The sequence below is a fragment of the Methanobacteriaceae archaeon genome (assembly GCA_029219465.1).
GTDB lineage: Archaea > Methanobacteriota > Methanobacteria > Methanobacteriales > Methanobacteriaceae > Methanocatella.
In genome coordinates this window covers 20,911-36,883 of record JAQXTL010000005.1, presented here as the reverse complement: position 1 = coordinate 36,883, position 15,973 = coordinate 20,911, and the positions used below count along the sequence as shown (strand labels likewise).

The following is a 15,973-nucleotide window of genomic DNA, read 5'->3' as shown; positions in this document are numbered from 1 at the left end:
AGTAAATTTTAAATATTATAAACATTAATACTTTTTTTATGAATGCAATATCAATTACTATTTTTTCAATCATTATAATGATTGCTGTAGGTTATACTCTTAAAAGAATAGATTTCATATCAGCAAATGATGGAGATATTCTTAATAAAATAGTAATGTATGTTTTAATGCCATGTATGATTTTTAATGCAGTTTATAATGCTGAATTATCTCAATTTTCTCAATTGTGTGTATTGCCCTGCATTATAATGTTTTCATATCTTATTATTGGTGTTATCTCTTATTTAATTTTGAAAAGATTGCATTATGATGATAAAAAAATCTGGAGTATATTGGTTTGTTTAGTAATAGCTAACACAGCTTTTATGGGATATCCGATTAATTTAGGTATTTTTGGTCAGGAAGGACTTTTAAGAGCTATATTTTGTGATGTATCGACATTATGTATATTTTTAGTTTTATCATTTGTCTTGATTTTGAAGTTTGGAGGAACACTAAAAAGTGCTGTTGTTAAAACATTGTTATTCCCATCTTTATGGTCCGTTATTTTAGGTTTAATATTTAATTTTTTAAATATACCAATTGGAAGTGTTTTAGATAATACTATTTCCTATTTGGGACAGGGTGCAATTCCTTTAATTATGATTACTTTAGGACTTTCCATTGATTTTTCAGCTTTAAAGAGAAGTAAATCAATGATCGTGTTTACATCAGCTATGAAATTAATGATTCTTCCGGCTATTACATTTTTAATTGCAAAAATGTTGGGTATAGTTGATTTACAGTTTAAAGTATTAATTATTGAATCAGCAATGCCATCAGCAATGCTTGCTTTGTTACTAGCAATCACATATGATTTAGATTATGAATTAACCTCTGATTGTATATTTATCAACACTGTAATCTCTTTGATTACACTACCTATTATCATTTCGTTTGTATAGATAAAAATTAATTTTTTTTTCAATTATTTTTCTTTTATTCCTATTAAAAATTAATATTTGTTCTTTATTTGACTTTAATAAAGTGTTTTATTCTTAATTTATTTATTGCTCTTAATTTTTCAAATATTTTAGTTCATCATATATAAACGTTACTCTAAATGTTTTATAGAAATCTTTATAAGAGTGTTTTTACTACATAAATATTATCTAATACTATGTAAAATTTTACTACTGTTTTTAAAATTGCAATTTTTTATATATATTAGATATTTTTCACGACTTGTACAAGGTGAATTATATGGCAGAAAATATGAAAGATAATAACGAAGAATTAAGGATTGGTGTTTACGTCTGTCACTGTGGTGTAAACGTTGGTGGAGTCGTAGACTGTCCTACTGTTGCAGAATACGCTAAAGATTTACCAAACGTAGTTCACTCAACTGACTACAAATACATGTGTTCTGACCCAGGTCAAGCAATGATCCAAGAAGATATCAAAGAGAAAAACTTAAACAGAATTGTTGTTGCAGCATGTTCTCCTCGTCTTCACGAACCTACTTTCCGTAGATGTGTAGAAGAAGCTGGATTAAACAAATTCTTATTTGAATTTGCTAACTTAAGAGAACAAGACTCTTGGGTACACATGGATGAACCAGAAGCAGCTACCGAAAAAGCTAAAGATTTAGTACGTATGGCTATTGCAAAAGCAAGATTACTCGAACCATTAGAAGCTACCAAAGTAGCAGTAGATGACAAAGCATTAGTTATCGGTGGTGGAGTATGTGGTATCCAAACCGCATTAGATTTAGGTGATATGGGATTCAAAACCTACATGGTAGAAAGAAACCCAACCATTGGTGGAAGAATGGGACAATTAGATAAAACTTTCCCTACTCTTGACTGTTCAATGTGTATTTTAGCACCTAAAATGGTAGACTGTGCAAAACACGAAAACATCGAATTAATTTCCTACGCAGAAGTAAAAGAAGTTGACGGATACATCGGTAACTTCACTGTAAAAGTAGAGAAAAAAGCTAGATATGTTGATGAAGATCTTTGTACCGGATGTGGAGCATGTGTAGAAGCTTGTCCTATCGAAATCCCTAACTACTACGACGAAGGTGTAGGTATGGTTAAAGCTGCATACATCCCATTCCCTCAAGCTGTACCATTATGTGCAACTATTGACAAAGATTACTGTATTGAATGTATGTTATGTACCCAAGCTTGTGGACCTGACGCTATCGACCACAACCAAGAAGCTTCTGAAATCGAATTAGAAGTTGGTACTATTGTAGCAGCAATCGGTTACGACCCATTCGACCCATCTGGAATTTACCAATACGGATACGGACGTTACACTAACGTAATTACCGCTATGGAAATTGAAAGGATGATTAACGCATCCGGTCCTACTGGTGGACACGTAATCAAACCTTCCGACGGTCTCGAACCTAAACGTGTAGCATTCATCCACTGTGTCGGTTCCAGAGATGAAACTATCGGTAAACCTTACTGTTCCAGAGTATGTTGTATGTACTCTATGAAAAACGCTCAATTATGTATTGATCACGAACCTGACACCGAAGTAACTTGTTACTACATGGATATCCGTGCATTCGGTAAAGGATACGAAGAGTTCTACAAAACCTCTCAAGAAAAATACGGAATTGAATTCATCAGAGGTAAACCTGCACAAATCTTCGAAAACGATGACTTAACCTTAACTATCAGAGCAGAAGATACTTTACTCGGTAAAGTAACTGAATACACTTACGACTTAGTTGTATTAAGCGTAGGTCTTGAACACGCTGAAGGATCTGACGAACTCAGACAAACCTTAGGTGTTTCCAAATCCGCAGACGGATTCTACATGGAAGCTCACCCTAAACTCAGACCTGTTGACACCTTAACTGACGGTGTTTACATTGCTGGTGTAGCACAAGGTCCTAAAGATATTCCTGACTCCGTAGCACAAGGTTCAGCTGCAGCATCCAGAGCAGCTATCCCAATGGCTCAAGGTCAAGTAGAAATCGAACCTATTATTGCAGCTAACGATGAAGCTATTTGTGGTGCTTGTGAAGTATGTGTTGAATTATGTCCATACGGAGCTATTGGTATCGCACACGGTGTAGGTGGAAAAGAATTTGCACAAATTAACTCCGCATTATGTAAAGGATGTGGTACTTGTGTAGGTGCATGTCCATCTGGTGCTATGAACCAACAACACTTCAAAACCGAGCAAATTATGGCACAAATCAGTGCTGCTCTTGAAGACTTAGGTAAATAGATATAGAGATTTTTTCTCTATTTCTTTTTTTTATTTTTTTTAGTAACTTTTTCTAATTTTATAGCTATTTTTTACATAAATTTTTAATAATTTATTTATAAGATTTAAGACATATTTTATACATATTAATTAAAATCGTGATATTTTCGAAAAATTTATATGATTACAATACGAATTTATCAATGATTATTGGTGATACTATGAATGAAATATATAGGACATTTACATCAGAATCAGTAACTCAGGGACACCCTGATAAAATTGCAGATATTGTTTCTGATGCAATCTTAGATGCATATATGGCAAAAGACAAAAACGCACATGTTGCATGTGAAACTTGTTTAACTACTGATTTTTGTATGGTATTTGGTGAAATAACCTCTTCAGTTAGTATTTCAAAAGAGGAAATTGAGCAAATCATAAGAGATACACTTGTTGAAATTGGTTATAACAATCCTGATTTGAAATTCGATGGTCATAGTTGTGAGATTCAAAACAGGCTTCATGAACAATCTGCAGACATTAATCAAGGTGTAGATCGTGGAGATGATGAAACTGGAGCTGGAGACCAAGGAATGATGTTTGGTTTTGCAACTAATGAAACCGAATCCTTAATGCCTTTCCCAATTGATCTTGCTCGTAGATTAACTAATAAATTAACAGAACTTAGAGAATCCGGAGAACTTCCATACTTAAGACCTGACGGTAAAGCTCAAGTATCTGTAAATTATGATAAAGATGGAAATGTTATCTCTCTTGATGCAGTAGTATTATCAACCCAGCATGACGAAACCATGTCTGATAACCAAGAACAATTAAAAGAAGATATCCGTGAAAAACTCTTTAAAGTTATTATTCCTCAAGAATTAATGACTGAAAACACCAAAGAGCACATCAACCCAACCGGTAAATTTGAAATCGGTGGTCCTCACGGAGATGCAGGATTAACCGGACGTAAAATCATCGTTGATACCTACGGTGGATATGCTCGCCACGGTGGAGGAGCATTCTCAGGTAAAGACTGTACTAAAGTAGATAGAAGTGCTTGTTACATGGCAAGATACATTGCTAAAAACATTGTTGCTAGTGGACTTGCATCCAAATGTGAAATCCAATTATCCTACGCAATTGGTGTTGCAGAACCTACTTCTGTTATGGTAGATACCTTTGGAACCGGAGCAGACATTGGAGATTTAACCTTTGAAGAAATTGTACGTGAAAACTTCAGATTAACTCCTGATGGAATTATTGAAACTTTACGTTTAAGAGATACTTCCTACAAACCTACTGCTAAATACGGCCACTTTGGTATTGAAGGTCTTCCATGGGAAGAAACTGATAAAGTTGAAGATTTAAAGAAATATATTAAAAATTAAATAACTTCTTCTTTTACTTTTTTTATTTTTTTATTATTTTTTGTTTTAACTAATTTTTTTGTAATTTTCATAACTGTTATATTAAATGATTTACAAAAATCTAATCATAAATATATAATTGGATAATAGGTGTAGTAAATGACTAATTATCAAGATGAAATTTTAAACTTTGAAAATATCGCTAAAGAACACACTCAATACATGAGAAACAGTATAAACCTTATTGCTTCTGAAAATGTAACTAGTGTAGAAGTTACTGAAGCATTATGTACTGATTTTGCTCACAGATATGCTGAAGGACAAGCTTTTGAAAGACTTTATGAAGGATGTCAATACGTCGATTTAATTGAAGATAAGACTAAAAAACTTTCCTGTCAATTATTTGACTGTGACTATGCAAACGTTCAACCTGTTTCTGGTGTAACTGCAAACCTCGCAGCATTCTTCGGATTTGCAAAACCTGGTGAAAAAGTAATGGCTTTGGAAGTTCCTTCCGGAGGTCACATTTCTCACGCTGACGTTAGTGCAGCAGGTATTCGTGGATTAAAAACTGTTTTCCACCCATTAGACCAAAATGTAATGAACATTGATATTGACGCAATGAATAAGAAAATCTTAGAAGAAAAACCAGAAATCATCTTATTCGGAGGAAGTTTATTCTTATTCCCTCACCCAGTTAAAGAAGCTCGTGAAGCAGCTGACGAAGTCGGTGCAAAAATCATGTACGATGCAGCTCACGTATTAGGTTTAATTGCTGGAGGACAATTCCAACAACCTCTTAAAGAAGGAGCAGACTTAATGATGGGAAGTACCCACAAAACATTCCCGGGTCCACAAGGAGGAATTATCCTTTCCCACGAAGAAAATGCTGATATTATCGACAATGCAGTATTCCCTGGTGTTGTAAGTAACCACCATTTACACCACTTACTTGGTTTAGGTATTGCTACTGCTGAAATGTTAGAATTCGGTGAAGATTACGCTAAACAAACTGTTAAAAACGCTCAAGCTTTAGGTCAAGCAATGTATGAAAGAGGATTTGATGTATTATGTGAAGATTTAGGGTTCACCCAATCTCACCAAATTGCAGTTAACTTAACCAACATCAGATCAGCATCTGATATTGCACGTGAATTAGCTGACAACAATGTTATCTTAAACAAAAACCTCTTACCTGGAGACAACAGGGACAACTCCGATGATCCTTCCGGTATCAGAATAGGTACTCAGGAAATTACCAGAAGAGGATTAAAAGAAAAAGAAATGGATGAAGTTGCAGAATTCATTAGACGTGTTGCTGTTGACAAAGAAGACATTGCTGATGAAGTTGCTGAATTCATGAACCAATACACAAGTCTTGATTACGCATTCTCCGATAGAGATGCATATCAATACCACAAATTATAGATTAAAATGAGAATAGGATTTGCATTTACTGGAGCGGGTCATTTACTTAGAGAATCAGTTCAGGTTGCTGAAAAACTCGCAAAAGACCATGAAGTGACAATATTCTTGTCCGGAGCTGCTGAAGAAGTTCTTAAAATGTATGGTCTTTATGAAAGAGTTGAAAGATTAACCGGTGGAAAATACCGTGAACTTGCTACTGATTCCAATCAAAAATTTTCATATCCAATTACAGGTCGTCTTTCCCTTGGGAAATACGATTTATTAATTGTTTCACCTGCTACAGCAAATACAGTTTCAAAAATAGTTTATGGAATAGCTGATACATTAGTAACAAATGCTGTTGCTCAGTCAGGCAAAGGTGCAGTTCCAGTGTATATGGTGCCTGTTGATATTCATCCAGGACCTATTGATACAGTTCTTCCATCAAAAATGGAAGCTTCTAAATGTCAAAGCTGTGATGATTGTGTTGCATCTTTGGCTTGTGAACAGGGGGCTATTATTCCACATGAAGAAATTGACTTAACAAAATGTATTGGCTGTGGTTTATGTAGAAACACATGTCCGTATGATGCAATTTCTGAAGGTAAAATTATTACAATCTATATGAGGGACATTGATATTGAAAATACTCGTAAATTAGCAAGTATTGACAATATTCAGATATTTGAAGACCCTAATGAAATCTTAGATAAAATCTAAGGTTTTTCTTTTTTTTTATTTAAATTTTAATTTATTATTGATACTCAGCTTCAATAGGTCTTTTTTTGTTTCTAAAATATATTTGGCTTGTTTTTTGGGTTTATAGAATTTCCATGGTTTTAAAGTGGTTTTTTCAAAAATAAGCAGATTTTCATCTAAAAAATATACATCAATTTCAAATCTCATAAAAAGAGTATGAATGCTTGAGTCTTTAAGATTTGTAAAAAGTAGTCCGTCACTAAAATCTTTTTTTAACATCAATCCTTTAAATCTCTTGTAAAAGCTATTTGCATAGGTTATTTTTATATTATATTGTTCATTAGTGGTTTTATTTAAAATCATTAGCTATTAATTTGATTTTAAATTATTTAAGCTTTTAACGATAAAAAAGAAATTATAATGGAAGAAGGTTATTTTTTATATTTCCACTAATTATGTCTTCAAATGCGATTCTAAAGGATTCTTTATCAAAAACTCCAGGCACCATTAACCTTTCGTCTTTATAGGTTATGATATAGTATGGAGTTGTGTTTATTCCGTTTGAGAGAGCTTCATCCATGTCAAGGTCAACTTCAATGGAAAGTGTTTCGGATTCTAAAAACTGGCTTATTTCTTTTTCATCAAGTCCGCATGAAGTAGCTATTTTAACAAGAATATTTTTATCTGAGATATTTTCATTATCAATAAAATTGGATTCGAAGATTTTTAAGATAATCTCCTGGGTTGTTTGTGGATGTCTTCTTTCACAATATTTGACTAGTCTGTGGGCATCCTTGGAGTTTGCAAGTTTCAAATCCATGTAGTTCATATTTAATCCTTCACTTTTTGCAATTTCTTCAATTTCTTCAATTTCGCTTTTTGCATTGTCTGGGGTAGTATTGTTTCTGATTGCATATCTCTCACAGGCATCTGCAACTTCTGTTAGCTTAGGTTCAAGTTCAAATGATTTCATTTCCCAGTTAACATCAAGACTAAGTTCATTACAAACTTCCATTATTCTGTTTAATCCAATATATGAGTATGGACAGTTAAAATCGCTTAAATAAATAATCTTCATTTTTTATCATCTTTTGTTTTTTTAGAATCTTTTTTTGTTATTTTGTATAATTTTACAACATTATCAATGGTTTTAAGAATAGTGTTGTATTTTCTATAAAATCCCATATTTCTAATTATGTTATTATTTTATATCAATTTTTTGAGTATTTACAAAATCATACTTATTTCATATACATACTAATTTTTAATCTACTTTTTTTATGTTAATGCTTTTTGTTAATGTAAAGTATGGTTAAAATAATTTAATCAAATCCGTTATCTATTAAAATAATTAATTGTTTTTTCATTTAAATTGTAGGTAATCTTCTGTCTAATTTGGCGTTTTAGGGGTGTTCCATAAACTTTATTTATTAACTAAAACAAAAAAATATATATTATAAATTATTATTTTTGAGGAGTTAGAATGCCAATACAAGAGGCAGATAAATCATACGATCATGATAAAATAGAAAAGAAAGTACAAAAATTCTGGAAAGAACAAGATACTTTCAAGAAAGTCAATGAGCTTAGAGAAAAAGGTCCAAGATACTCATTTTTAGACGGACCACCATATTGTAGTGGTAAAATCCACTTAGGTACTGCTTGGAACAAGGTTATTAAAGATTCCTATCTTAGATTCAAGTCAATGAACGGATTTAGTTTAAGACGTCAAGCAGGATGGGATATGCATGGTCTTCCTATTGAAAATAAAGTAGAGCATTTAATGGGTATTCAAAGCAAACAAGAAATTGAAGAAGAAATTGGAATAGCAACCTTTGTAGACAAATGTAGAGAGTTTGCAATGGAAAACAAAGTTGCTATGGAACAAGAATTCGATCAATTAGGAGTTTGGATGGACTGGGATGACCCATATATGACCTTAGATCCTAAATACATGGAATCTTCATGGTGGACACTTAAAAGAGCAAATGAGCAAAATTTACTCGTAAACGACCAAAGAGTAATCAGCTGGTGTCCTCACTGTGGTACTGCACTTGCAGCTGCTGAGATTGAATACGAAGAAAAAGTTGACCCTTCAATCTTTATTAAATTCCCTGTAAGAGGAGAAGAAAATACATATTTCTTAGTTTGGACAACAACTCCATGGACATTACCTGCAAACATGGCTATTTGTGCAAATCCTGAATTTGACTATGTTTATGTTTCAAAAGATGGTGAAACCTACATTTTAGCTGAAAACTTAATGGAAGATGTTTTAGGTAAACAAGTTAAAATCCATAGGACCAAAATCCCTGCAGAATCTGAAGATGAAGAAGACCAAATCATCGAAGAAAAAGAAGTCATGTATGAAGTTATCAAAACAGTTAAAGGTGAAGACTTAATTGGAATGAGTTATGACTACATTTTATCTGATGAAGTTCCTATTCACGATGAATTTGAACAAATCGATGCAGTACACACAATTTTATCCGGAGACCACGTAGAACTTGGTGAAGGTACCGGTTTAGTACATACTGCACCAGGTCACGGTCCAGACGATTTTGAAGTAGGTCAAGCTAATGGAATTCCTATTTTCTGTCCTGTTGGAGAAGACGGATGCTTTACCGAAGAAGCTGGTAAATACAATACCAAATTCACTAAAGAAGAAAACGCTCAAATTATCCAAGACTTAGAAGACAAAGGATTAATGTACAGAGCAGAAACTTTAGAACACAGATATGGTGTATGTTGGAGATGTAAAACTCCTATTATCTACCGTGCAACCAAACAATGGTTCTTAAAAGTAACTGACATCAAACAAAAAATGTTAGATGAAATTGCTCGTGTAGAATGGGTACCTAAATGGGCTGGAGAAGGAAGGTTCCATGACTGGGTTGACAACGCTCGTGACTGGACTATTTCAAGACAAAGATACTGGGGTATTCCAATTCCTATCTGGGAATGTCCTGACTGTGGTGAATTAAAAGTAATCGGTTCTCTTAGTGAATTAAAAGAAGAATCCTTAAACGAAATCAATGTTTCTGATGCTGAACTTATCCACAGACCTTATGTTGATGAAGTTGAAGTAAAATGTGACAAATGTGGAAAAGCTATTAACAGAATTCCTGATGTATTGGACGTATGGATTGACTCAGGAGTTGCTGGTTGGGCTTCACTTTATTATCCTGAAGAAAAAGAAAAATTCGAAGACTGGTTCCCATATGACTTTATTACTGAAGGACACGACCAAACCAGAGGTTGGTTCTACTCACAATTAGGAACTGGTGTAATCTCAATGGGTAAAAGTCCGTACCAAAAAGTATTGATGCACGGATTTGTATTGGATGAAAACGGAAACAAAATGTCCAAATCATTAGGTAACGTTGTAGCTCCTGAAGAAGTAATTGAAAAATACGGTGCTGATGTTTTAAGATTCTACTTGTTATGGGCTTCAAAACCATGGGATGACTTAAAATTTGTTTGGGATGAACTTTTAAACATCAACAAAATGTTCAATATCCTATGGAACGTTTATGTATTCTCAACCACTTACATGTCCTTGGATAACTTCAACCCAATGGATTTAACTGCAGATGATATGGAATTAAGATCTGAAGATAAATGGATTATCTCCAGAGCAAATACTTTAGTTAAAGAAGTTGCTGAAGACTTAGATAAATTATTCTTCCATAAAGCAACCAGAAAAATCAATAACTTCATCTTAGAAGATTTAAGCCGTTGGTATGTAAGACTTATCCGTGGAAGAACTTGGGTTGAAAGTGACAATCCTGACAAATTAGCAGCTTACTACAGTTTATACACTGCACTTGTCAAATTAATCTCAGTATTATGTCCAATAGCTCCTCACATCTGTGAAGAAATCTACGAAAACCTTGTAAAAGGTGTAGATTCAGATGCATTTGAAAGTATTCACATGAACGATTGGGGCTATGATGAAGACGCAATTGACACTGAACTTGAAGCTAAAATGGATGTTGTTCGTGATGTAATCGATGCATCTATTAGAGCACGTGATATTGCACAATTCAAACTCAGATGGCCTGTATCAGACATCACTGTTGTATCACAGGATGAAGATGTCTTAAAAGCTATTGAAGAGTTAACTGACATCATTAAAGATCAATCAAATACAAAAGACGTAATCTGCGCTAGTGAATTTGAAAAGTTATCATTCAATGCTAAACCTAACCTTAAAACTTTAGGTCCAAGACTCAAAGGAGACATGGGTAAAGTAATGAAAGCATTAAAAGAAGGTGACGGTAACCAAATTAAAGCTGATCTTGAAGCTAACGGAAGCATTGTTGTTGAAGGTCATGAATTATCCAAAGATGATATTTTATTTGACTCAGAACTTCCTGATGACTTTGTTTCATCTGAATTTGAAGGTGGAAACGTATTTGTAAATACTAACATCACCTTAGAAATTAAACAAGAAGCTATGGCTCGTGAATTAATCAGAAGAATTCAGGATATGAGAAAAGATTTAGACTTAGATGTTGAAGCAAACATCAACGTTAGTGTTGAAACTTCCTCAGAGTTTAAAGATTTAATCGTACCACAATCCGATGTTATTTCTCATGAAGTTAGAGCTAAAAGTTTAATCATCTGCACTAGTGAAGAATGCAGTAAAGATTCTGAAGATTATTCTAAAGAATGGGATATCGAAGGAGAAACAGTAATTATTTCAATAAAAAATTAAGGTGTTTAACATGACTTTAGCTGATTCTGAAATTGAATATATTGAAGGAATCCTCGGTAGGGAAATGAATGAATTAGAAGAAGGAATGCTTGATGTAATGTTTTCAGAACATTGTTCATACAAAAGTAGCAGACCATTCTTAAGAGCTTTCCCAACTGAAGGAAAAAACATTATTTTAGGTCCAGGTGACGATGCAGGACTTGTATCAATCACTGATAAATATGCATTGGCTGTGGGAATGGAATCTCACAACCACCCATCTGCTATTGAACCTTACGGAGGAGCAGGTACTGGTATTGGAGGTATTTTAAGAGATATTATCTCTATGGGTGCAATGCCAATCGCACTTTTAGATTCCCTTAGATTCGGACCTTTGGAAGATGAAAAATCAAGATACTTATTTGAACATGTTGTTAAAGGAATTTCTGATTATGGAAACCGTGTAGGAATTCCAACTGTTGCTGGTGAAATCGAATTTGACGAGTCTTTCAGAACAAATCCTCTTGTAAATGTAATGTGTGTAGGACTTGTTGAAAAAGATAAAATTGTTCGTGCTCAAGCACCAAATATTGGTGATGTATTCCTTTTAATGGGTGGAACAACCGGTCGTGACGGAATTCATGGGGTAACATTCGCATCTGAAGAATTAACTTCTGATTCTGAAACCGAAGACAGACCAGCTGTACAAGTAGCTGATCCATTTACCAAAAAAAGAGTATTGGAAGCTTCCTTGGAAATCTTAGAAAAAATCAATGTTAGCGGTGTAAAAGATTTAGGTGGTGGAGGACTTACCTGTTGTATTTCTGAACTTGTAGACTCCTCAAGCAATGGTGCATTAGTAGATTTACGTGCAATTCCATTAAGAGAAACCGGTATGACTCCATACGAAATCATGCTTTCCGAATCACAAGAAAGAATGGTATTTGTTATCAACCCTGATGATGTAGAACTTGCTAAACAGATTTGTGACAAACACGAAATCTCTTCTGCTGTTATTGGTGAAGTTATTGAAGGAAACAACATGGTTATTTCTGATGATGGGGATGAAATTGCTAACTTACCAACAATCCTTTTAGCAGACCCACCTTCAATTGACAGACCTATTGCAGAAATCCCTGCAGACACTGAGGAAATTGATGTTAAAGATCCACCTCTTTTCAAATCTTTCACACAATTATTATCCAGTCCTAACATAGCTTCAAAAGAATGGGTTTACAAACAATATGACCATGAAGTTCAAGTTAGAACTGTTGTAAAACCTGGTGATGATGCAGCTGTTTTAAGAATCGATGAAAACACAGCTATTGCACTTACAACTGATTCAAACACAATCCATACCAAATTATCTCCATTTGACGGAGCTGCTGGTTGTGTAGCAGAAGCTATCAGAAATGTAATTTCAATGGGTGCAACTCCATATGCAGTTGTAGACTGTTTAAACTTCGGAAATCCTGAAACTCCTGAAATATTATGGCAATTCAAAACAGCTATTGAAGGAATGAGTTTAGTAGCTGAAAAATTCGATGCACCTGTCATTAGTGGAAACGTAAGTTTCTATAATGAAACTGAAGGAGTAAAAATCAACCCAACTCCTGCTGTAGGAGTAATTGGTGTAGAAGACATTGAAAATATCAGAACCTTGGACTTTAAAAACGAAGGGGACAAAATCATCTTAATCGGTAAAACCTATGATGAATTACAAGGTTCAGAATATCACAGAGCTATTCACAACCTCGAAAAAGGTGTCGCTCCTAAAGTCAGAATCGAAGAAGAATTTGCTAACGGTAAAACAGTCTTAGATTTAATCAGCAACGATAAAGATAAAAATATCACTGCGGTACACGACGTATCTGCTGGTGGACTTGCAGTAGCTTTATCTGAAATGGTAATTAAATCATGTCTTGGATGTGACGTTACATTAGTTGATGATGAATTAGATAAAATACAATTGTTATATTCAGAAAGTCATGCTAGATACCTCTTAACAGTAAAAGCAGATGCTGTTGATGAAATCTTATCACAAATTGATGTTGAAGCAAAAGTCATTGGTGAAGTAAAAGGTACTGATTTAGTCATTAATGACCACGAGTTCAAATTTGAAGATTTAGATGATGCATATCATGGGGTTATCGAACAGTACATGGCTTAAATAACTTAATGGGGGAGTTATAATGTTTTTATCTAAATTAGATTCATTGTCTAATGCAATCAAATTAGTTAATGATCATCAAAAAATAACAAAAGTTGAAGAAATTCCATTGTCTGAAGCTCATAACAGAGTTTTGGCTGAGGATATTATGGCATTTCATCACTCACCTCCATTTGATAAATCTGCAATGGACGGTTTTGCTTTAATTGCTGAGAATACCTTTGGAGCATCACAATCTGCTCCAAAAGAATTTAAAGTTATTGATGCAATTGGTGCAGGAGATTTTTCTTCTAAAACAGTTGGTGAAAATGAAGCTATTGTAATAGCTACTGGAGCGCCTATTCCTGATGGGGCTAATGCTGTTTTAATGAAGGAATATACTACTGTTGACGATGATAAATTAACTATCTATTCTCAAGTTACTCCTGGTGAAAATATAAGTCCAAAATCTGAAGATATTAAAAAAGGTCAAAAGGTATTGGATAAACATACTTTCATAAGATATCAGGAATTGGGATTAATTGCTTCTGCAGGTTATGATAAGGTTAAAGTATTTAAAAAACCGAGAGTTAAAGTCATAATCACAGGTAATGAGTTGGTAGAACCTACAAAAGAGGAAATTGATAAAGCTAAAATTATCAATTCAAATCAGTACACTGTTAGTGCAATGGTTGAAGACTCTGGAGCTATCTGTGATATTACTCATGCAGGAGATACATTTGATGAGGTAAAAGAAGCTATTCTTGAAGCTTCTAATGATTATGATGTTATAATAACAACTGGTGGAACAGCAATCAGTAAAGGGGATGTTGTTTTAGATGTTGTTGATGATTTGGGAGAGATTTTATTCCATGGTGTTGCTGTAAGGCCTGGAAAACCTGTTGGTGCAGGTGTTGTTAATGATAAAATGGTATTTACTCTTTCAGGTCAACCTGTTGCTTCCATGAGTCAGTTTGACATGGTTGCAAGAAAATATTTATTTGAAATGCAAGGAAGATCTTTTGATTTCCATCTTCAAAAAAGAGTTTCTGAACTTAAGATACCTTCTCAACTTGGAAGAACTGATTTCATACGTGCATTTGCTGATGATGAAAATGCAAAGCATATCTTGAACAGAGGTTCTGGTATTATTAGGTCAATGGTTGATGCGAACAGCTATATCATTATAGACGAAAATGATGAAGGATGTCAAAAGGACGATATAGTTGATGTAGTCTTCTTTGATTCATTACTTTGGTAGTTCAAAGGTGTATTTAATGAATGGTATTTATTATTATTTTATAGCCTTTGCACTTATTTGGATATTGGTCGCAGTATTTCATGAAAAATTATCAAATCATGGAGTCGAGTTGAATTTTCCAGTTATAATGTGGAAAACTCAAAGACTTAGAGGATTAATATCCAAAATTTCTAATTTTTCACCAACATTTTGGAAATGGTTCATGAATGTTGGTATCGTTGTAGCCTTTGGAGCTATGATTTTTATCACTTATACGCTATTATCATCTATTCCAAATGCTTTTGAAACACCGACAGTTTTAATTTTAATTCCTGGTGTAGATGTTCCGGGTTCTCCGATTTATGTTCCTCTGGTTTATGGTTTACTTGGACTTGCATCTGTTATTCTTGTTCATGAATTTTCACATGGAATCCTTTCTGTTCGTGAAAAAATACCAATTAAATCAATAGGACTTTTATTGTTCTTTATTCTTCCAGGAGCATTTGTAGAACCTGATGAAGAAAGCTTGCGTAAATCTAAAAAATCATCAAGATTAAGAGTTTATGCTGCAGGTTCAGTTGCTAATATTTCTCTTGCATTAATTGCATTAGTTTTATTTTCCCTAGTCTCAGCAGGAATTCCACATTTCTTTGCTGAAGATGGAATAGTAATTGACAGAATTGTTTCAGATTCACCGTCAGAAGGAATATTAAAAGAGGGAATGATTTTAGAATCAATAGACAATCATAAAGTCAATGATTCTCAGACATATTTGAACATTGTTAAATCTTTTAAACCTGGTGATAATGTAACGGTTCAAACAGATCAGGGAAGCTATTCTGTAGTACTGTCTAAAAATCCGACTAACGATTCTGTAGGATTTTTCGGAATTCAAGCAGCTAAACATTTCATGTTAAAAAACAATGACTTAGGACAACTTCCATGGATTTTATTCAACCTTATTGAATTATTTAATTGGGTATTCATATTAAACATGGGAATTGGTTTATTTAACCTACTTCCACTTAAACCATTAGACGGTGGACACATGCTTGAAGTGTTATTGTCCTATAAATTCCATGAACAGATGGTAAAACAGTTTGTTAATGCATTGTCTGGTGTTATGGCAATGATAATTGTATTTTTAATAATGGCTGGTTTTTTATAAAATTAGTATTTAATGATTAGAG

11 protein-coding genes are annotated in these 15,973 nt (G+C 33.7%); 9 read left to right on the top strand and 2 right to left on the bottom strand.

What is annotated here, in order from left to right:
• The first annotated feature begins 38 nt into the window (after positions 1-38).
• From PUD86_04495 to PUD86_04475, 5 genes are all read left to right on the top strand, one after another.
• Positions 39-944, top strand: a complete 906-nt coding sequence (locus PUD86_04495; GenBank protein ID MDD6776531.1) for an AEC family transporter — start codon at positions 39-41, stop codon at positions 942-944.
• A 298-nt stretch (positions 945-1,242) separates the two neighbouring features.
• Positions 1,243-3,234: a CoB--CoM heterodisulfide reductase iron-sulfur subunit A family protein gene (locus PUD86_04490; protein MDD6776530.1), complete on the top strand. Its 1,992-nt coding sequence runs from the start codon at positions 1,243-1,245 to the stop codon at positions 3,232-3,234.
• 200 nt (positions 3,235-3,434) lie between these two features.
• Positions 3,435-4,610 (top strand): methionine adenosyltransferase, encoded by a 1,176-nt coding sequence (gene metK, locus PUD86_04485; protein ID MDD6776529.1) that lies wholly within the window; start codon positions 3,435-3,437, stop codon positions 4,608-4,610.
• Positions 4,611-4,748: 138 nt separating this feature from the next.
• Positions 4,749-6,017, top strand: coding sequence for a serine hydroxymethyltransferase (locus tag PUD86_04480; GenBank protein ID MDD6776528.1), 1,269 nt, complete (start codon positions 4,749-4,751; stop codon positions 6,015-6,017).
• Positions 6,018-6,023: 6 nt separating this feature from the next.
• Positions 6,024-6,716, top strand: a complete 693-nt coding sequence (locus PUD86_04475; GenBank protein MDD6776527.1) for a dihydromethanopterin reductase (acceptor) — start codon at positions 6,024-6,026, stop codon at positions 6,714-6,716.
• A 15-nt stretch (positions 6,717-6,731) separates the two neighbouring features.
• Here PUD86_04475 and PUD86_04470 read toward each other — a convergent pair whose 3' ends face one another.
• The gene (locus PUD86_04470; GenBank protein ID MDD6776526.1) at positions 6,732-7,058 is read right to left on the bottom strand and encodes a DUF192 domain-containing protein; all 327 of its coding nucleotides are present in this window, start codon (positions 7,056-7,058) and stop codon (positions 6,732-6,734) included.
• A gap of 52 nt (positions 7,059-7,110) precedes the next feature.
• Entirely contained in the window at positions 7,111-7,773 is a 663-nt protein-coding gene (locus PUD86_04465; GenBank protein ID MDD6776525.1) for a DsbA family protein, read from the bottom strand.
• A 405-nt stretch (positions 7,774-8,178) separates the two neighbouring features.
• Here PUD86_04465 and ileS point away from each other — a divergent pair, with 405 nt between their 5' ends.
• Genes ileS through PUD86_04445 form a run of 4 tightly spaced genes read left to right on the top strand, consistent with a single transcriptional unit; the run spans position 8,179 to position 15,951 of the window.
• Positions 8,179-11,415 carry an isoleucine--tRNA ligase gene (gene ileS, locus PUD86_04460; GenBank protein ID MDD6776524.1) on the top strand — a complete coding sequence of 1,079 codons (3,237 nt, stop codon included), beginning with the start codon at positions 8,179-8,181 and terminating at the stop codon, positions 11,413-11,415.
• A 10-nt stretch (positions 11,416-11,425) separates the two neighbouring features.
• Entirely contained in the window at positions 11,426-13,564 is a 2,139-nt protein-coding gene (gene purL, locus PUD86_04455; protein ID MDD6776523.1) for a phosphoribosylformylglycinamidine synthase subunit PurL, read from the top strand.
• A 22-nt stretch (positions 13,565-13,586) separates the two neighbouring features.
• Positions 13,587-14,804 (top strand): molybdopterin molybdotransferase MoeA, encoded by a 1,218-nt coding sequence (locus PUD86_04450; protein MDD6776522.1) that lies wholly within the window; start codon positions 13,587-13,589, stop codon positions 14,802-14,804.
• Between the two features lie 16 nt (positions 14,805-14,820).
• Positions 14,821-15,951 carry a site-2 protease family protein gene (locus PUD86_04445; protein ID MDD6776521.1) on the top strand — a complete coding sequence of 377 codons (1,131 nt, stop codon included), beginning with the start codon at positions 14,821-14,823 and terminating at the stop codon, positions 15,949-15,951.
• The last annotated feature ends 22 nt before the right edge of the window (positions 15,952-15,973 follow it).

What these genes read in the sequence shown, in the direction of transcription:
- PUD86_04495 (MDD6776531.1), top strand. Translation starts at nt 39, where the DNA reads ATGAATGCAATATCAATTACTATTTTTTCAATCATTATAATGATTGCT.
- PUD86_04480 (MDD6776528.1), top strand. Translation starts at nt 4,749, where the DNA reads ATGACTAATTATCAAGATGAAATTTTAAACTTTGAAAATATCGCTAAA.
- PUD86_04470 (MDD6776526.1), bottom strand. Translation starts at nt 7,058, where the DNA reads ATGATTTTAAATAAAACCACTAATGAACAATATAATATAAAAATAACC.
- PUD86_04490 (MDD6776530.1), top strand. Translation starts at nt 1,243, where the DNA reads ATGGCAGAAAATATGAAAGATAATAACGAAGAATTAAGGATTGGTGTT.
- PUD86_04465 (MDD6776525.1), bottom strand. Translation starts at nt 7,773, where the DNA reads ATGAAGATTATTTATTTAAGCGATTTTAACTGTCCATACTCATATATT.
- PUD86_04475 (MDD6776527.1), top strand. Translation starts at nt 6,024, where the DNA reads ATGAGAATAGGATTTGCATTTACTGGAGCGGGTCATTTACTTAGAGAA.
- PUD86_04445 (MDD6776521.1), top strand. Translation starts at nt 14,821, where the DNA reads ATGAATGGTATTTATTATTATTTTATAGCCTTTGCACTTATTTGGATA.
- ileS (MDD6776524.1), top strand. Translation starts at nt 8,179, where the DNA reads ATGCCAATACAAGAGGCAGATAAATCATACGATCATGATAAAATAGAA.
- purL (MDD6776523.1), top strand. Translation starts at nt 11,426, where the DNA reads ATGACTTTAGCTGATTCTGAAATTGAATATATTGAAGGAATCCTCGGT.
- PUD86_04450 (MDD6776522.1), top strand. Translation starts at nt 13,587, where the DNA reads ATGTTTTTATCTAAATTAGATTCATTGTCTAATGCAATCAAATTAGTT.
- metK (MDD6776529.1), top strand. Translation starts at nt 3,435, where the DNA reads ATGAATGAAATATATAGGACATTTACATCAGAATCAGTAACTCAGGGA.